This is a genomic window from Streptomyces nidicola (assembly GCF_050106155.1).
Taxonomy (GTDB): domain Bacteria; phylum Actinomycetota; class Actinomycetes; order Streptomycetales; family Streptomycetaceae; genus Streptomyces.
Genome location: NZ_JBNBPI010000001.1, coordinates 3,008,929 through 3,026,738 on the forward strand (window position 1 = coordinate 3,008,929; position 17,810 = coordinate 3,026,738).

Consider the following 17,810-nt stretch of genomic DNA (forward strand, 5'->3'; position numbering starts at 1 on the left):
GGACACAGATTGCGCCGCCGAATCGGCGCAGACGGATTGGACTCGGACGGGCGGCTCGGCGGCCGCGCGCGCAGCAGGCTCAGCCGTGACGCTGCTGAGCCGCCTGCTTCAGCGCGTGGAAGTGATCCTCTTCCGTCTGCTCGTAGCTGCGAGCGGTGGAGTCGAGCTTTTCGCCCACGCCCTTCAGGGCCTCACCGAGGTGATCGAGGGCGCCGAGGATGCCTCCGCTCACCGGCCCGTACACATCGAGAAGCGCGCTGACGACCTTGACGTCGTCCTCGCCCCAACCCTTCTCGAGCGCCTTGATCCGTTCCTCGAATGCCTTCGACTTGGAGGCGAACTCGCTCGCCATCCGGTCAAAGCTCCGAGCCTGCGCCTTCAGGACGTCCGGATCGACATCGAACTGCGGGCCCGCCATGTCTTCCCCCTGCTACCTGTCACCGTCGGGACCACAGTCGAATCCCGGCCACCAGGTTAGTCGACGGCCACATCGACCAGAGCCGGACAACCGGCATCTTCACACGTCATACGCACCTCAGTCACCGTGGTCCGCTACGGTTCTGCTGCCATTCGACCGTTATCGCGGCAATGCACAACAGCCCGATTCAGCCAACCGACAAAGATCAATTTCAAGTGGTCGCCCGCTCCATAAGTGGCGACCGCCTGGGGGGGCACCCAATGTCATCAGCGCACCTGCCGCAGCCGCCGGCCAAAAGCCTCGCGGGGAATTCGCAGCCCATGCCCGCGGTTGCGCCGCCATCCCCCGTCGGGCGCGCGTTCGGCATCGTGCTGGTGGTGGCGTCCATCATCGTCGCGGTCATCACATTCTCCGGTGCCGCCGCTGCCACCGGCCTCTTCGGCACACAGGGCAAGCTCACCGTCGACAAGTGCGTCCCCAAGTACGGAAAGGGTAGTGCCGGGGGTGGCGTGCACAGCGGATCCAAGGTCCTCAAGGGTGCGAAGTGCACCGGGAGTTTCCGTTCGTCGGACGGCAACGTCGTGGACAGGAACGCGGAGATCACCTTGTCCGGCAGGGCCGACGACGACGCGATCAATCGGGTCGTCCGGGAAAAGGCGGCCGACCTCGAGGTCAACCGTGCGAGCGACGGCGAGCTGTCCGTCACCAGCCTCGTGTCCGTCGCCAACTACCTGTGCGTCGGCTTCTTCTTCGTGACGGTTCTCGGCTACGGCCTGACGTGCGCGGTCGCCGGCTCGTTCCCCAAGAAGGGGGTAGGACCCAGCCGTCGCGAGGCGGAGCAGCTGCTGCCGAGGCCCGTGAAGGCAACGGAGGAGTGGCTGTGGGTCATCGGCGGGCTCGGCCTGCTGGGCTCGATCATCTTCCGGATCGTGCTCTGGTAGCGAAATCGGGTGAGCCCGCCTTCGGCCGGGCAGATCCTTCCGGACCCAAGTCGCGGCCCGCACCGCCACGTTAGGGTTCCCCGGCGGGTCGGGGCGGGTGCCTGGAGGGTCCGGGTGGTGGAGCCGGTGGCCCGGGGAGTGGGTATTCGTGGCTTTTCGGAAGTTCCTCAGTTCGCTCGGTGTCGGTGCGCCCGAGGTCGAGACCACGCTCAGTGCGAGCGCCGTACGGCCCGGGGATCAGTTGCACTGCAATGTGCGGCTGAAGGGTGGCTCCGTGGATATCGAGGTGGAGCGGGTCCGGATCGAGATCGTCACCCGGTTCGAGGACCGGGAGGAGACCGAGACCCTGTGGAGCAACCCGGGTGTCGTCAAGTCCCTCGTGCTCGGTGAGAAGTTCGAGCTCAAGGCCGGGGAGACGAAGGACGGGCAGGTCTCGTTCGAGGTGCCGTGGGAGACCCCGTTGACGCACGTCCTCGGTGGGCGGCCGCTCAAGGGGGCGCGGGTCGCGGTGCGTACCGAGCTGACCGTCGACAACGCCGTGGACCGCGGCGACTTCGACGAGATCCAGGTGCACGCGCTGCCGGCGCAGGACACGCTGCTGCAGGCGTACGCCAACCTCGGTTTCCGCTTCGACGAGGCGGAGGTGAAGAAGGGGACCCCGAGCGGCGGCAGGAACTCGCAGACGGATTTCTGGCAGGAGATCGAGATGTGGTTCCCCTCGGACTACCGGCGTCCGGGTGGGCAGTTGGAGACGGTGTTCGTGGCGCGCCACGACTCGCTCGACCTGATCACCGGCCCGCACGGGCCGTACCCCTTCTCGTACAGCAACATCGATCTGCCTGCGTGGACCGCCTGGCTCGATCAGCATCTGCGGGCCACCTTCCAGCGGTGAGCCCGTGAGCTCGTAACCCGTACGAGGGAGGGGCCGCGTCCGTATCGGACGTGGCCCCTCCCTCGTACTTGTACTGCTGGCGCCTACTGCGGCGGCTGCTGCGTCGTCCAGCCCGACGGCAGACCGCCGCCGCCCGGCTGCTGCGGCGGCTGTTGCTGCGGCTGCTGGGGGGCCTGGGGCGGCTGTTGCTGCTGCGGGTAGCCGTAGCCCTGCTGGCCCGGCTGCGGGGCCGCAGGCGGCTGCTGACCGTAGCCCTGCTGCTGCGGCGGGAAGCCGGCCAGGGGCATGCCCGGCTGCTGCTGGCCGCCGTACATGCCGCCCGCCTGCATCTGGGCCTCGGCGCGCTGCGCGAAGTCCTCGGCGATCAGCGCCGCGATCTCGAAGTACGCCTCACGCGTCTTCGGGCGCATCATGTCGAGGTCGACCTCGGCGCCCGCCGCCAGGTGCTCGTCGAACGGGACGACGACCACGCCGCGGCAGCGCGTCTCGAAGTGGCTGACGATGTCGTCCACCTTGATCATCTTGCCGGTCTCGCGGACCCCGGAGATGACCGTGAGGGAGCGCTGGACGAGGTCCGCGTACCCGTGCGCCGACAGCCAGTCGAGCGTCGTGCTCGCGCTGGACGCGCCGTCGACGGACGGGGTCGAGATGATGACCAACTGGTCGGCCAGGTCCAGGACTCCACGCATCGCGGAGTAGAGGAGACCCGTACCCGAGTCCGTGAGGATGATCGGGTACTGCTTGCCGAGGACGTCGAGCGCGGAGCGGTAGTCGGCGTCGTTGAAGGACGTCGAGACGGCCGGGTCCACGTCGTTGGCGATGATCTCCAGGCCGGAGGGGGCCTGCGAGGTGAACCGGCGGATGTCCATGTACGAGTGCAGGTGCGGGATGTTCTGCACCAGGTCGCGGATGGTCGCGCCGGTCTCGCGGCGTACGCGGCGGCCGAGGGTGCCGGCGTCCGGGTTGGCGTCGATCGCCAGGATCTTGTCCTGGCGTTCCGAGGCGAGGGTCGCGCCGATCGACATCGTCGTGGTCGTCTTGCCGACGCCGCCCTTGAGGCTGATCACGGCGATGCGGTAGCAGGACATGACCGGCGTACGCATCATCTGGAGCTTGCGCTGCCGCTCGGCCTCCGCCGCCTTGGCGCCCAACTTGAACTTGCTGGGGCCCTTGTTGTTGTTCTTGCGCTTCGGCTGGTTGCGCAGGAGACGGTCCGAGCTGAGCTCGACCTGCGCGTTGTAGCCGAGCGGCGCGCCCGGCGCCGAACGCTGCTGCCCGGCGCTCGGGTCCCATCCCGCGCGCGGGTCGACTGCCGGCTGCGGGTACGCGTTCGGGGCGGGGGCCCCGGGAGCGGCCTGCTGACCCGGAGCCGGCTGACCGGGGGCCGGCTGGCCCGGAGCCGGCTGGCCCTGCTGGGGCGGCTGGCCGTACGGGCCCTGCGGCGCGGGCGGCGCCTGGCCCGGCTCCTGACCCGGAGCGGGCTGCGGCTGCGCCGGGGGCTGCGGCTGCTGCTGGCCCGGCTGCTGCGGCGGGTAGCCGTAACCCGGAGCCGGCGGCTGCGGGTAGCCGTACCCACCGGCGGCGGGCGGCTGCGGCTGACCGGGAGCGGGCTGCTGCTGCGCAGGCTGACCGTAGGGACCCGGCTGCTGCGGGGCGGCGGGCTGGCCGTACGGGCCCGGCTGTTGGGGAGCGGGCTGGCCGTACGGACCCGGCTGCTGCGGAGGCATCGGCTGACCCGGCTGGCCGGGAGCGGGCTGCGCCTGCGGCTGGGGCTGGGCCTGCACCGGAGGCTGCGGCTGGCCCGGCTGCTGCTGCGGCGGGTAGCCGTAACCCGGGGCCGGCGGCGGCGGGTAGCCGTAACCGGCGGTGGGCGGCTGCGGCGCGGCGGGTGTCGGCTGACCGGGAGCGGGCTGCTGCTGCGGCATGGGCTGCGGGTAGCCGTAACCGTCGGCGGTGGGCGGCTGCGGAGCGGCCGGGGCCGGCTGACCGGGGGCCGGCTGCTGCGGCGCGGGCTGCGGGTAGCCGTAACCACCGGCGGCGGGCGGCTGGGGCGCGGCCGGAGCGGGGGGCGTCGCCGGAGCGGCACCGTCCGCGGCCGGCGGAGCACCAGGCGCGGCCGAACCGGCAGGCGCGGCCGCCTGGTTGACGTCGCTCGCGTCCCCGGACGCCGCGGCTTCGGCGGTCGCGGTCTCGGACGTCGCCGTCCCGGAGTCCGCTCCGTCAACGGCGTCGTCGTCATCGTCCTCGTCGTCCCCCCACAGGTCACCCGTGGGGTCGACGGCACCGGAGCGGCGGCTCGACGCGGCGGGATCGGCGTCGGCGGCGGGAGGAGCCGCCGGAGGTGCGGCCGGCGGAGCGGCGGGTGCGGGCGCGGCCGGAGCCGCCTCCCCGGCACCCGTACCCGTCGGAGCCCCGAAGGTCGGGAACCCGGGAGCGGCCGGCGGCGGCGCGGACCCCTCGGACGGGGGACCCGGCGCGGGCGGAGGCGGAGTCGCGCTCCCCCCTGACGTGTCGGACGAGGGGGGCGCGGGCGTACCGGACGGCGGCGTCGTACTCGACGAGTCGCTTGGCTGCGCGTACCAGGACGGCGCGTCGAAATCGAGCCGGAACTCTCCCGTCAGCTCCGTCTCGATCGAACCGTCGCCGGGTTCCGGGTTCCGCTGGTCCCGGTCACTGGTCACTGTGCCTCCTGGTCTCTGCTGTGCACCTGAACGACCGGTTTCCGGCGGGACCTGGTGGGTCGCTCGTCGTCGCCCCCGACCGTCGCGGCGGCCCCGCGTCACTTGCGTCTCAGCCGTTCGTCCGGACAGCGTAAACGGTTCGGGGCGGCCTCCGTAAAGGCGGTACTTGTCACGTACCCGTCGGTACACGTCGCGTACCCGCTCTCCACGGGGCCACCCCACGCCTCTTCGGGACCACCCGCCGCGGGCGGGAGTCCTACGGGCGTTGCACGCCTGAGTCCGGCGGGCGTTGCACGCCGGGGCCCGACGGGCGTCGCACGCCGGACTCCACCGGACACCGCGAGCAAGCCGGGGCCCGCCGGACGTCACACGCCGAACTCCGCCGGGCGTCAGTCCATCCGGCGCGGGCCGCCGAGCAGCCCGGTCTCCGGTTCCGTCGGCTGCACCATCACGAACTGGCGCTTGTCGCCCGCGATCCACAGCATCGTCGCGTCGCTGAGCGTCGGCAGCGTCTGGGTGAGCTGCTCGGGAAGACGCAGCACCCGACCGATGGCCTCGGCCTCCTGCGGGGAGAGGTTCTGCAGTCCGATGACGTCGGCGCGGGCGAGCAGTCGCGGCGCGCGCGGGCCGAGGAACGGCACGACGGTGAGCGTCGACTGCCAGGGCGTCGGCGCGATCTGGGAACGTCCGGGCTGCGCGCCCAGGTCCCGTACGACGAGGACCGGGCTCGCCACCGACGCGCCCTGCGCGGCCATCTGACGCGGCTCGTACACCGAGACGCACTGCAGTCCGCCGCCCGCGGCCTGCGCCATCGGCGCCCACGCGGCGGGCCGCACGGACTCGACGGCGATCCGGGCGCCGATGGCCGCGGTGCGCAGCGCGATGATCTGCGCGGTCCACATCGAGCCGACGACGACGATCTCGCGGGGCTTCGGCCGCAGCACGTCGAGGACGGCGGGGTTGCCCTGCGGGTCGACGCCGATGACGACGCCGTCGTCACCGACGCTCACGCCGAGCGAGCCGAGCGACTTCTTCGACATGACGTGCCGGCGGCGGCGCGGGCCGCGCAGCCCGTAACCGGGTGTGGAGAACTCGTCCTCGAACTCCGCGAAGTCGTCGTCCTCGGGTTCCTCGGGGAGCGCCCGGTGCGTGGGCCGGCCCGAGCCGACCTCCGGCGCGGGCGCGTACGTCATGGTGGTGCCGGTGGCCGCGGGGGCCGCCGCCTGCTGCGGCACCTGGGCGATGCCGCCGACGACGCCCTGGGACGGGTCCTGCGGCTGCTGGTCCGGCTGCGCCCCCGCGTACTGCTGCTGGGCGGCGGCCTGCTGCTGGGCCGCGAGCTGTTGCTGCTGCGCCAGTTGCTGCTGCCGCTGCTGGTCCTCCCACTCGCGGCGGCGCGCCTCGGCCTCCTCGGCGCGACGCTGCTCCTCCTGGTAACGGAGGCGCAACTGCCGCTGCTCTTCGGCGTGTTGGGCCGCGGCGGCCTGCTGCTGGGCGGCTTGCTGCTGGGCCGCTTGCTGCTGCTGAGCGGCGGCCTGCTGCTGCGCGGCCTGTTCGGCGGCTGCCTGCTGCTGGGCGGCTTGCTGCTGCGCGGCCTGTTGCTGCGCCGCCTGCTCGGGCGTGGGCTGCGGGTAGCCGTAGCCGCTCTGGTCCGGGACCGGCTGCTGCTGTTGTTGCTGGGGGTAGCCGTAGCCGCCGGCCTCGGGGGTGGGCTGCTGCTGTTGCGGATAGCCGTAGCCACCCGCCTCGGGCGCCGGCTGCTGCTGCGGGTAGCCGTACCCGCCGGCCTCCGGCGTCGGCTGCTGCTGGGCGGCGGCCTGCTGCGCCTCCCACTGCCTGCGCCGCTCCGCCGCCTCCGCGGCCCGTCGCTCGTTCTCCGCGTGCTGCTCGGGCGTCAACTGCTGCTGTTGTTGCTGCTGCTGTTCCTGTTGCGGGTAGCCGTACCCGCCCTGCTGCTGGGCGGCGGCCTGCTGCGCCTCCCACTGCCTGCGCCGCTCGGCCGCCTCCGCGGCACGGCGCTCCTGCTCTGCGTGCTGCTCGGGCGTCATCTGCTGGCGGGGGTCCTGGTTGCCGGGGGTGCTCATCAGCGCGTGCCTCCGAGGGGAAGGGTGGCGAGGAGGCCGGGGAGCTGTTCCCGGTCGAGTCGGACGAGGCCGGCCTTGAGGCCGGAGGCGGCGCGCTCGAGTTCGCGCTTGGCCTGACCGAGTTCGTTCTCGCTGCGCGCGGAGAGGCGTACGTGCCCACTCACCGCTACGTCCTCACGACCCGCGCGCGCGAGGGCGACACTGAACGTCGTCGCGAGCGTACGGGTCGTGGACAGGCCGGACGCGAGCGCGCCGAGCGGCGTGCCACCGCGACCGAGCTGCGGCCACGTGCCGATCCAGTACGAGGCGTGCCACCGGTCGTCGCACCGCCAGGCGCGCACGCTCTCCTCGGTGCGCGGGCCCGAACGACCCTGCTGGGACTGGGCGTTGAGGTTGGCGCGCGGGTTGACGCAGGTCGCGACGGAGAGCGCGGAGAGGACGGCGTTCTCGTCGAGGACCTCGGCGACGAAGCCCTGGCCGTTGAGCCGGCTGATCAGCTGGTCGGCGGCGCGCAGCAGGGCACGCTGGGCGCCGCGCAGGTCACCGCCGCGCGCCTCCACGGCCTCGGGGCACAGCTCGGGGTCGAGCTTGAGCGCCACCCACGTCATGCGTACGGCGGGCGTTCCGGCCTGCGCCTGAAGCGCGGCGTACGCCTGCGCGGCGAGGGCCTGCGGCGGCAGGTGCGGGGCGGGCGCGGGCTGGGTGTACTGCACCAACTGCACCGATTCGAGGTGAATGTCCTCGACATCGAGGGTCTCGGCGAGCAGTTCGACGGGCAGCGGCCGCGCGTCACCCTGCGGGCGCAGCGGGCCGGGCGCGGAGTCCACCTGAACGAGTGCCGTCAGGAACGTACCGTCGCCGACGAAGCCGACGAGGCGCCGGTCGCGCGCCTCGTACTCGTACGTGCGCAGGCTGGGGTCCGCCTCGAGGAGGGGCGCGAAACCGCTGTCGATGTCGGCTGGCGGCGGCCCGTTGAAGGCGCGGCGGCGGCGCTTGAGGGCGCGGCCGATCGCCATCCACTCGGGAAGCGGGTGGCGGCGGCGCCGGCCGAGCTGAAGGAAGACGAGCAGCCCGCCGATGACAGCGGCGGGCAGCATCAGCACCGCCTTGATCGCGGCGGCCGCCACGACGAGCGCCAGCGCGATCTCGATGATGATCAAGTGGTGCGTGCTGATCGGTCCGAAGCTGCCGATCTTGCGAGGCAGCTTCGGCCTCGCCGGACCTGCGGCCTGCTGCTGCGGCGGCGGAGCGACCTGCGCGGTACGGCTGCCCCGCCCGCCGCGTCCGCCCTGCCCGCCGGGTCGCCCGGTGGGGCGGCCGCCGGAACGGCCCCCTCCGCGGCGCCCGTTCGGGGCCGGTCGCCCCTGATTGCCGCGCTGTCGGGTCCTGCTGGCGCTGGACATCCCCCGCCCTGCTCCTTCGCTCGCTGCTGTGATGATTCGTGATGGCCGGCTGGGTTGAATCGGTCGGAATCGGACCGCCCCGGGCCATCGGGACCCAACGTCGGCTGGCGCGTGGAAAAACCGTACCCGTACGCTACGGCCCGATCACCACACGGCATAGTAGAGGCCCGTGCGGCGCATGCGCCGGGGGTGGTCGAGAAGTGGACCCGCAGCAATAGTCCAGCACGGTCCAGCGAGGACGGGGAGAAAACGTAACGATGGCATCACGTCGTGATGAGCTGAATGCCTACAATTTCGCACGCAAGCGGACCGTTGCCGCTTTTCTCAAACCACTCCCCAATGGATCGGTGGACAGCGCCCCGCGGCCGCTCAAGCACGCGGTCCCGGGCATCGTCATGGCCGTGGTCGTACTGGCGGGCTTCGGCGCCTGCGGCATGATCAGCCCGGTGGCGCCGGAGGGTTGGGACAAGCCCGAGGCCGGGATCATCGTCACGGATCCGTCGGCCACGCGCTACGTCGTACTCAACTCGGACAAGAAGGACAAGAACGGCAAGGACAAGCCCGTCCTGCACCCCGTCCTCAACCTCGCGTCCGCAAAACTTCTGTTGAACCCGAAAAACAGCGGTGAGGGTTCCGTGAAGACCGTCAAGGAGAAGTTCCTCGACGAATCGAATATCGCCCAGGGTTCGATGGTCGGAATTCCTTACGCACCCGACCGAATGCCGGACGACAAGGACGCGGGCACGGCCAAGGTGTGGGCCCTGTGCCAGCAGGCGATCGGCGGTGCCGACGCAATGTCCACGTCCACGCAGCAGACCGTGTTCGTACTCGACAAGGACGACGCGAAGAAGGTCTCGGCAAAGGGCTCCGGCAAGCTGGACTCCGGCAAGGCCCTGTACGTCCAGGATGAGGCCAGGACGCCGTATCTGGTGAGCAACAAGGGCGTCGCGTACAAGCTCGCGGGTAGCCCCGCCCTCAGCCTCGACCAACTCGTCCGCACACTCTTCGGCGACCACGCCAAGCCGCGCACCGTCACGGACGATTGGCTCGGCACTCTCACCCAAAGCCCAGAGCCGATCTCGGCGCCGTCCGTGCCGGGCGCCGGCGACCCCTCCAGCGCAAGCGGCGTACCGCCCAAGTACCGCACCACAGGCACGCTCCTGCAAACCAACAGTGGCCAGCACTACCTGGTCGAGCAGAACCGCGTCATTTCCGTCACCGACTTCCAGACGGCTCTACTCAGGGAAACGCTTGGCGGCAACGCCCGGATTGCAACGATCACGCAAGGCGAATTGACTCTGGGCAAGGGAAGCCTGACGGGCGCCGACACCTGGCCCACCCGGGCCGTCTCGCTCGCCAACGGCGGCTCGAACGACACCTCCTGCTCCGTGTACAACGGCGGCAAGTCGACCAACCTGTCCACCTGGGCCGGCTCCTCCCTGCCCATCACGTCGGTCGCGTCGAGCGCGTCCTCGTACGTGAGCCCGGGCAGCGGCCTGCTCTACCAGGAGGAGGAGGGCAAGTCCGCCACGGGCTTCAACTACCTGGTCACCGACACTGGCCTGCGCTACTACCTCCCCTTCAACAACGACTCCGGCAAGGACGGGTCGGGCTCGGACAAGGAAGAGGTCGGCAAGGCGCAGATCCGGCTCGGCTACGAGAAGACGCGCAAGGTGTCGGTCCCCGCCCAGTGGTCCAAGCTCCTGCCGTCCGGGCCCGAACTGTCGACCAAGGCCGCCGAGCAGACGCAGAACTCCTGACGCCGGACACGTGGCGCAGAACTCCTAGGGGGAACAGAGACCGTGGCACCCACCGTGGCATCCACTGCTGTCGCGCGCCGCACGGCGGCGGCGCTCGCGGCGACGGCCGCACTCGCCTGTCTGACCGCGACCCCCGCGGTCGCCGACGACGGCACCCAACTGGCCTCCACCGACTGCCAGTTCGGCGGAAACGTCATCAAGGGCACGCCGTGGTCGCTCCAGCGCGTCATCCCGGAGCAGCTTTGGGAGGGCAAGTCCCTCAAGGGTGACAACGTGACCGTCGCCGTCATCGACACCGGCGTCGACACGAAGAACCCGCAGCTGGCGGGGAAGGTCCTCGGCGGCAAGTCGTTCGCCAAGGGCAAGCCCACGACCGACGGCGTCGGCCACGGCACGAAGGTGGCCGGCATCATCGCGGCCTCCCCGATCAAGGGCTCGGGCTTCCACGGCCTGGCGCCGCACGCCAAGATCCTGCCGCTCCAGACGAGCACGGCGGAGGAGGGCGGCAACCTGGCAACGATGATCGACGCCATCAACGCCGCCGTCTCCGCCGGCGCCAAGATCATCAACATCTCGCAGGGCACGACGGCGAACGTGTCCAAGCTCGGCCCCTTGCAGGCCGCGGTGAACAACGCCGAGGACAAGGGCGCCCTCATCGTCGCTTCCGCCGGCAACAGCGGTGCGTCCGGCAAGGAGTCGGACACCTACCCGGCGGCCCTCAAGAACCCCAACATCCTGTCCGTCGCGGCCTCCGACCGGAACAACGAACGCGCCCCGTTCTCCACGCCGAACAAGCACGTGGACATCGCGGCCCCGGGCGTCGACATGGTCTCGACCGTGCCCCAGGGCGGCCAATGCGTCGACCAGGGAACGTCGTTCGCCGCCCCGTACGCGGCGGGAGTGGCGGCCCTGCTCAAGCAGAAGCACCCCAAGTGGACGCCCGAGCAGATCATCTGGCACCTCGAGGACACCGCGTCCCGCTCGCACCCGTACCGCGACAACCACATCGGCTGGGGCGTCATCGACCCGGTGGCCGCCGTCAAGGACGAGACCCCGCCGGACCAGCAGATCACCAACGAGGACCTCCAGGGCGCGACCGGCAAGGGCTCCGGCAGCGCCGAGAAGATCACCGCCGCGAAACTGACCCTGGGCGAAACCCCGGCGGAGCGCCATTCGCGCTACGGGGCATACCTGGTGATCGGCGGCGGCCTCGGCCTCGCGGTGATCGCGGCGGGCGCGATGGCGCGGCGGGACTGGTTGCGGCGGCGGGGCGAGGACGTTCTGTGAGGGAACCTGTGTTGAACTTGTGAGTTCGGCGCGTCTCAGGCGATTCTTGAGGTAATCACTGCGCGTCCAACTGCACGCTGCACAACAGAACTTCAGAGTTACAGAAGAAAACGGGGAAGGCGGCCTGCGATGGCTGACGGGTACGAGGTCGATCTCGACGCCCTTGACCAGGTGGTCAAGGAACTGAACCAGGTCCTGGCGGACATGGGTGGCCCGAAGCGGAAGGCGACGTACTCGACGTACGTTCCGAGTGCGGCGCTGGGGGACTTCGATGAGGCGCGGAAGTTGGCCACCGCGCACGATGCCATGAAGACCCGCATCGAGAAAGACATGATCGAGAAGATCGAGGGTCTGATCGACAAGTTCGGCCAGAAGACGCGTAAGGCTCACGGCAAGTACCAGGACGCCGAGGCCGACAACTCGGTCAAGGAAACGGGCGGCGGCGACTCGGACGTCGCCAACCGCAACGCCTGAAGGGGGCAGCGAGATGGTGGCAAGCGCACCAACGGGCGGCCGGGGTGAGGGCGCCTCGGGCAGGGGCTTCGACACTCCGTTCAACACGAAAGATCTCGACAGCCTGAAGGCCATGGTGGCCAACACCAACCCTGGGCTCCTCAGGGAGGTTTCGCAGGCCTGGAAGGAAGTCCACGACGACCTTGTCGGCCCCGACGGGGACGGCGGCGTCCTGGACCAGTTCAACAAGGCCGTGAAGAAGGTCCTGGAGAGCTGGAAGGGTGGCTCCGCCGACAAGTTCGCGGAGGAAGCCGGCAGGATCAGCCAGGAGATCTCGAAGGGCGGCAACTCCGCGAAGCTCACCTCGGACGGCATGTTCGACGCCGCGGACAAACTTGACGAGGTCAAGACCGCGGTTGACGACCTCGACGTCAGCTGGTGGGACGAGGCGAAGGACTCCGTCAGCGACTACTTCGGCAGCATGAACTCCTCGGATGTAGCCGCGGTGCTGGCTGCCCCCAGCACCTACGGCGCTACCGCCGCGGTTTCCTTCCTCAATAAAATGAAAGCGGCCGATGCAGCCCAGAGCAGCATCGACGCGGACATCGCCTCCGGGATGGAAACCTCCCAGGTCATCAAAACGTGGAGTGGCAGCATGAGCGCCAAGCGGGAGGCGTCGCTGCAGGCCGCTTCGAAGCTGGAGGGGTTGGCGGCGTCCTACACGTCGACGTCGACGCAGTTTGACAATGGGGGTGATGGCAGCACCATCTTCAAGCCACACACCCCGGACACCGGTGGTGGCCCAGGCAATGTGGACGTCCCGGGTGCCGGCGGAGCCGGCCCAAACATTCCTGGTGGTTCCGGTATCGGTACGGGCCCGTCGGGCAAGGGCATCCCGCACTTCGACAGCAACGGCCTGAAGTCGCCGACCGCTTCCGGTAGCGGCATTCCGGATGCGTCCCAGATCGGTACGGGTCTCGACAGCGCCGCCCCCAGCATCGGTACCGGCCCGGGCGCCGGCCCCGGGGTGAGTGGCGGCGGCATGGGGGCTGGTGGCGGCATCGGCGGCGGCGCAGGAGCCGGTGCGGGCGGCGGCATCGGAGGCGGCATGGCCGGTGGCCTCGCCGGTGGTATGGCCGGAGGTGCGGCGGGCCTTGCCCGTGGGGCAGGCGGCGGCGCGGCCGGCCGAGGCGCAGCTGGTCGTGGCATGGCCGGCGGCGCCGGTCGTGGCACGGGCGCGGCCGGTCGCGGTATGGGCGGCATGGGCGGCGGCGCAGGCGCCGGCGGCGGTGCGGCCGGCAAGGGCCTCGGCGGCAAGTCCGGAGCAGGGGCCCGCCTGAAGGGCGGCGTCGTCGGCGGAGCGAAGGGCAAGACCGGCGGGGCATTCACCCCTGGCGGTTCGGGGCTCCGCAATCGTGGCGCCGGCGCAGGCGGTACCGGCGCCGGCGGCAAGGGCCAGAACGGCCGCAGTGGCTTCGGCCCCGCCGGAGCCGCCGGCGGGCGCGGTGCCGGAAAGCAGCGCGGCGAGGGTGGCAACAGCAGCCGCCTCCCTGACTACCTCGTCGAGGACGAGAGCACCTGGAAGCCGAAGGACCGCAAGGCCAACCCGCCCGTCATCGAGTAACCAGATACCGTTCGTGGGGCCCACGACCATTCCGGTCGCGGGCCCCTCGCACTTCAGCACGAAATTCACCACGAAAGGTGTCAGAGCATGCGCTTCGCGCACAGGACGCTACGCGCGATCGGCGGCGCGGCCATGGTGGGAGCCCTGGTGCTCGGCACCGCATCGGCCGCCTCGGCGGACGCGACCAGAGACGACCAGTGGCAGAACAAGGCGTTCGACATCGACGCCGTCCACAAGGTCGCCACGGGCAAGGGCGTCACCGTCGCCGTACTCGACGACGGAGTGGACGGCAAACACCCCGACATCACGGGCAACGTCCTGCCCGGAAAGCGCTGTTCGGACGGCAGGCCTGCCAATGAAGAGAAGCAGGACGATCACGGCTCAGGTATGGCCTCTCTCATCGCTGGCCACGGTCACGGTCCGGGGAACAGCGAAGGCGTGCTGGGAATCGCCCCGGATGCGAAGATCCTGCCCGTAGACGTCTTCGCCGATGAAGGCGGCGCCATCGGTAGCAACGACAAGTTTGCCTGCGAGTGGGACGAGTCGATCCGCTACGCCGTCGACCAAGGCGCTGACATCATCAGTATTTCCATCTCGCAGACATACGCTGACGACGTGGCCAAGGAGGCCATCGCCTACGCCCTGGCCCACAACGTTGTGGTTGTCCAAGGATCCGGCAACGACGGCACCGACGAGAAGTCCGGTCTCGGTTCCGTTCCCGGCGTCACCCAGGTCGGCGGTTCCGTCCAGAACGGAACCGCGTGGGAAGACGAGAGCTACTCCAAGCAACTCATGTTCACGGCCCCGGCCAAGGACATCATTGTCGCCACCAGCGACGGCGGATACGAAACCGATGACGGCCAGTTCATCAAGGGTGACTACGTCACGGGCGATGGCACCTCCATGTCGACGGCCATCGCCTCCGGCACCTTCGCCCTGCTCAAGCAGAAGTACCCGGACTACACCCCCGGCCAGCTGGTCAACCGTGTCATCAAGTCCACGTACATCGCCAAGGGCGTCGACAAGTCGAAGCTGCCGGACGCCTACCACGGCTACGGAGACCTGAGCCCGCTCAAGGCCCTCACCGCGAACATCCCCAAGGGCGGTGCGGACGGCCCGTGGGACCTGTCCGCGCTCCCGAAGGCTTCGGGTGACAAGGCCGGTGGGGCCTCCTCGCCGGCAACCGATGACGCCTCCAGCGCCTCGAAGGACGACGACAGCTCCAACGTGCTCCTCTACGTCGGCATCGGCATCGCCGCGCTCGTAGTCATCGTGGTGGTCCTCGTCATCGTCGTCGTCACCCGCAACAAGAACAACCGCGGCGGCCCGGGCGGACCCGGCGTCCCCGGCACCATGCCCCCGCACGCCTACCAGCAGGGCGGCTACCCGCCCCAGCCTCAACAGCCCGGCCCCTACGGCCAGCAGCAGCCGCCACAGTGGGGACCCCCGCGCCAGTGAGCACTGACTGACCGCACGCTGCATGCCCTAACACCGTGAGGCCCGTGACCGCCCACCCCGCGGTCACGGGCCTCACGCATGAGGACACGGCCGCAACCGCTGCGCTGACACGGGCGTTACAGGCGCAGGAAAGCAGCGCGCGCCCGACCATTCCCAATGCAGGGGCCACACGACTTACAAGCTCGGAACCAATCCAGAAAGGTGCCAGAGCATGCGTTTCGCGCACAGGACTCTACGCGCGATCGGCGGCGCGGCCATGGTGGGAGCCCTGGTGCTCGGCACCGCATCGGCCGCCTCGGCAGACGCGACCAGAGATGACCAGTGGCAGAACAAGGCGTTCAACCTCGGTGACGTGCACAACATCGCCACGGGCAAGGGCGTCACCGTCGCCGTGCTCGACGACGGAGTGGACGGCACCCACCCAGACCTCACCGGCAGTGTCCTTCCTGGGAAGCGCTGCAAGGATGGCCAGCCGGCCAATAAGGAAACACTCGACGATCACGGCACCGCGATGGCCTCGCTCATCGCGGGTCACGGTCATGGGGCCGGAAACGGCCAGGGTGTTCTCGGTCTCGCCCCGGACGCCAAGATCCTCCCCATCGACATCTTCGAGAACGAAGGCGGCCCTGTGGGCGCCGACAATCCGCATGCCTGCGAATGGGACGAGGCAATCAAGTACGCCGTCGACCAGGGCGCGGACGTCATCAACATCTCCGTCGGCCAGGACTATGCGGACGAGGTGGACAAGGAAGCCGTCGCTTACGCCCTCGACCACAACGTGGTTGTCGTCCAGGGCTCAGGAAACGACGGCGCCGAAGAGAAGCGGGGCCTCGGCTCCGTCCCCGGAGTCGTCCAAGTCGGCGGCTCCACGCAAGACGGCAATCGCTGGGACGACGACAACGGCGCCTCGAACTATTCCAAGTCCCTGATGTTCACCGCCCCCGCGAAGAGCCTCATCATGGCCACCGCGAACGGCGACTTCGAGGACGCCGACGGCAATTCCCACAAGAGCGACTACCTCACCACCGATGGCACCTCGATGTCCGCTGCCATCGCCTCCGGCGCCTTCGCCCTGCTGAAGCAGAGGTACCCGGACTACACACCCGGCCAGTTGGTCAACCGCATCATCAAGTCCACGTACATCGCCAAGGGCGTCGACAAATCGAAGCTCCCCGACACCTACCACGGCTACGGCGACCTGAGCCCCCGCAAGGCCCTCACCGCCAACATCCCCAAGGGCGGCGCGAACGGCCCCTGGGACCTGTCATCCCTCCCCCAGGCCTCCGGCAGCGACAGCGGTAAGGCGGCCGGCAACGACTCCGCCCCCAGCACCTCTTCCTCGGACGATGACAGCTCCAACACGCTGCTCTACGTCGGCATCGGCATCGCCGCACTCGTCGTCATCGTGGTGGTGGTCGTCATCGTCGTCGTCTCCCGCAACAAGAACAATCGCGGCGGACCGGGCGGGCCCGGCGCCCCCGGCACCATGCCCCCGCACGCCTACCAGCAAGGCGGCTACGCGCCCCCGCCCCAGCAGCCCGGCCCCTACGGTCAGCAGCAGCCTCCGCAGTGGGGTCCCCCGCGCCAGTAAGCGCCTGACGCACCGAGGCCCGTGACCAGCCACCTGGTCACGGGCCTCACGTCTGCGCCTGCGCTGCCGCGGCTAGTTCTCGACGCGCATTTCGGTGCGGATGTGTCCCGTGAGCTCCGCCGAGTCCTCCTTCGACACCGGGAGAGTCCCGTCGTACGGGGTGACCACTCCGACCGTCGAGTAGTCGGCCCAACCGCACACCGTCGTCTCAGTGGCCGGGTTGTCGTCGTCCCAGCTGTCCACCTTCAAGTCCGCGCACCTCATCACCGCGCCGCCTTCGAGCGAGTCCGCCTCCGTGTCCTCCGGCACGTCCAGCGACGAGACGACGTGGCCGGGGGCCTTGTCCGTGGTCTCGTAGAGCTTGTCCTTCACGAGGTCGAAGTAGTAGGCCAAGGCCAGCTCGGGTTTGTCGAACCTGCCGTAGGCGCCCGTAACCGAGAACCGCTTGCCGTTCTGCGCACGCTGCAACGTGTCCTGGGCCGCGTCCGGATCGGAGGTGTCGACGTTGTCGAGGAGCTCGTCGGAGTAGCTGACGGCGATCTCCGTGGGCTTCTCCATCTCGTGCCACTTCAACACCTTGGGGTCTTCCGACGAGAGGTGCGGGTCCGACTCGTCGCCGGCGCGGTAGTACGTGGCGAAGGACATCGTCGACGGCGCGGTCAGCTTGTGCGGGCCGTCGTCGTCCGGGCCCTGCGCGTCGCGGATCCAGAACAGACCGAAGCCGATCAGCGTCATCAGCGCCGCCCCGCACGCGACGAACACCAAAGTCTTCGCCAGACCGCCACGGCGTGGCGGCGGCGGGTAACCACCCGGCTGCTGCGGGAACCCGTAACCGCCGTACTGCAGCTGTCCGTACGGTCCAGGTTGCCCTGGCTGTCCGTACGGCGGGGCCGGCTGCCCGTACGGTGCCGACTGCGCGCCGTACGGCCCCGGTTGTTGGGGTCGGCCGGCGTACGGGCCCGGATGGTTGCTGCTCACTGCTGGAGTCCTCCCGTGCTGAAGCGTCAGGACATCCTCCCGGACGCACGGGGCCCATGTGCCCATCGGACCGCTTCCTCCACCAAAGAGTCCCGTTCCAGCGGCTCACCGTGGTCGCAGTCAACTTTCACGCCGTCTCCGACTCCCCGGACAGCGAGGGAATTCCGAAACGCCCTGAAGGCAGGGAAGTTGAGGTACGTCCTGGTCCAAGCGCAGGAGCCGAACATGTCACTCCTTATG

At 69.8% G+C, this 17,810-nt stretch carries 13 protein-coding genes; 8 read left to right on the forward strand and 5 right to left on the reverse strand.

Going from position 1 to position 17,810, the window contains the following annotated elements; all coding sequences use genetic code 11:
• Positions 1–79: 79 nt before the first annotated feature.
• A complete protein-coding gene (locus tag ACOKM3_RS13560; protein ID WP_426900250.1) occupies positions 80–418 on the reverse strand; it encodes a WXG100 family type VII secretion target in 339 nt (112 codons plus the stop codon).
• Positions 419–738: 320 nt separating this feature from the next.
• Between ACOKM3_RS13560 and ACOKM3_RS13565 the strand changes: the two genes are divergently transcribed.
• Together ACOKM3_RS13565 and ACOKM3_RS13570 are read left to right on the forward strand one after the other, a co-directional pair.
• The gene (locus tag ACOKM3_RS13565; protein WP_426900252.1) at positions 739–1,359 is read left to right on the forward strand and encodes a hypothetical protein; all 621 of its coding nucleotides are present in this window, start codon (positions 739–741) and stop codon (positions 1,357–1,359) included.
• Between the two features lie 148 nt (positions 1,360–1,507).
• Positions 1,508–2,251, forward strand: a complete 744-nt coding sequence (locus tag ACOKM3_RS13570) for a sporulation protein (protein WP_426900254.1) — start codon at positions 1,508–1,510, stop codon at positions 2,249–2,251.
• Between the two features lie 83 nt (positions 2,252–2,334).
• Here ACOKM3_RS13570 and ACOKM3_RS13575 read toward each other — a convergent pair whose 3' ends face one another.
• From ACOKM3_RS13575 to eccE, 3 genes are all read right to left on the reverse strand, one after another.
• On the reverse strand, positions 2,335–4,932 hold the full coding sequence (locus tag ACOKM3_RS13575; protein ID WP_426900256.1) for an AAA family ATPase: 2,598 nt from the start codon (positions 4,930–4,932) through the stop codon (positions 2,335–2,337).
• Between the two features lie 389 nt (positions 4,933–5,321).
• Positions 5,322–7,016, reverse strand: a complete 1,695-nt coding sequence (locus ACOKM3_RS13580) for a hypothetical protein (RefSeq protein ID WP_426900258.1) — start codon at positions 7,014–7,016, stop codon at positions 5,322–5,324.
• Positions 7,016–8,419: a type VII secretion protein EccE gene (gene eccE, locus ACOKM3_RS13585; RefSeq protein ID WP_426900260.1), complete on the reverse strand. Its 1,404-nt coding sequence runs from the start codon at positions 8,417–8,419 to the stop codon at positions 7,016–7,018. Before eccE ends, ACOKM3_RS13580 begins: the two co-directional genes overlap by 1 nt.
• Positions 8,420–8,676: 257 nt before the next feature.
• On the opposite strand from eccE, the gene eccB reads away from it, so the two are divergent.
• From eccB to ACOKM3_RS13615, 6 genes are all read left to right on the forward strand, one after another.
• Positions 8,677–10,179, forward strand: a complete 1,503-nt coding sequence (eccB, locus tag ACOKM3_RS13590) for a type VII secretion protein EccB (protein WP_426900262.1) — start codon at positions 8,677–8,679, stop codon at positions 10,177–10,179.
• 54 nt (positions 10,180–10,233) lie between these two features.
• Complete coding sequence (mycP, locus tag ACOKM3_RS13595) at positions 10,234–11,466, forward strand: type VII secretion-associated serine protease mycosin (protein WP_426900264.1); 1,233 nt, start codon at positions 10,234–10,236, stop codon at positions 11,464–11,466.
• Between the two features lie 129 nt (positions 11,467–11,595).
• A complete protein-coding gene (locus ACOKM3_RS13600; protein ID WP_426900266.1) occupies positions 11,596–11,940 on the forward strand; it encodes a hypothetical protein in 345 nt (114 codons plus the stop codon).
• Positions 11,941–11,953: 13 nt separating this feature from the next.
• Positions 11,954–13,543: a WXG100 family type VII secretion target gene (locus ACOKM3_RS13605; RefSeq protein ID WP_426900267.1), complete on the forward strand. Its 1,590-nt coding sequence runs from the start codon at positions 11,954–11,956 to the stop codon at positions 13,541–13,543.
• Between the two features lie 87 nt (positions 13,544–13,630).
• Positions 13,631–15,001, forward strand: a complete 1,371-nt coding sequence (locus ACOKM3_RS13610; protein ID WP_426900269.1) for a S8 family serine peptidase — start codon at positions 13,631–13,633, stop codon at positions 14,999–15,001.
• Positions 15,002–15,212: 211 nt separating this feature from the next.
• Positions 15,213–16,592, forward strand: coding sequence for a S8 family serine peptidase (locus tag ACOKM3_RS13615; RefSeq protein WP_426900271.1), 1,380 nt, complete (start codon positions 15,213–15,215; stop codon positions 16,590–16,592).
• A gap of 72 nt (positions 16,593–16,664) precedes the next feature.
• Here ACOKM3_RS13615 and ACOKM3_RS13620 read toward each other — a convergent pair whose 3' ends face one another.
• The gene (locus ACOKM3_RS13620) at positions 16,665–17,570 is read right to left on the reverse strand and encodes a hypothetical protein (RefSeq protein ID WP_426900273.1); all 906 of its coding nucleotides are present in this window, start codon (positions 17,568–17,570) and stop codon (positions 16,665–16,667) included.
• Between the last annotated feature and the right edge of the window lie 240 nt (positions 17,571–17,810).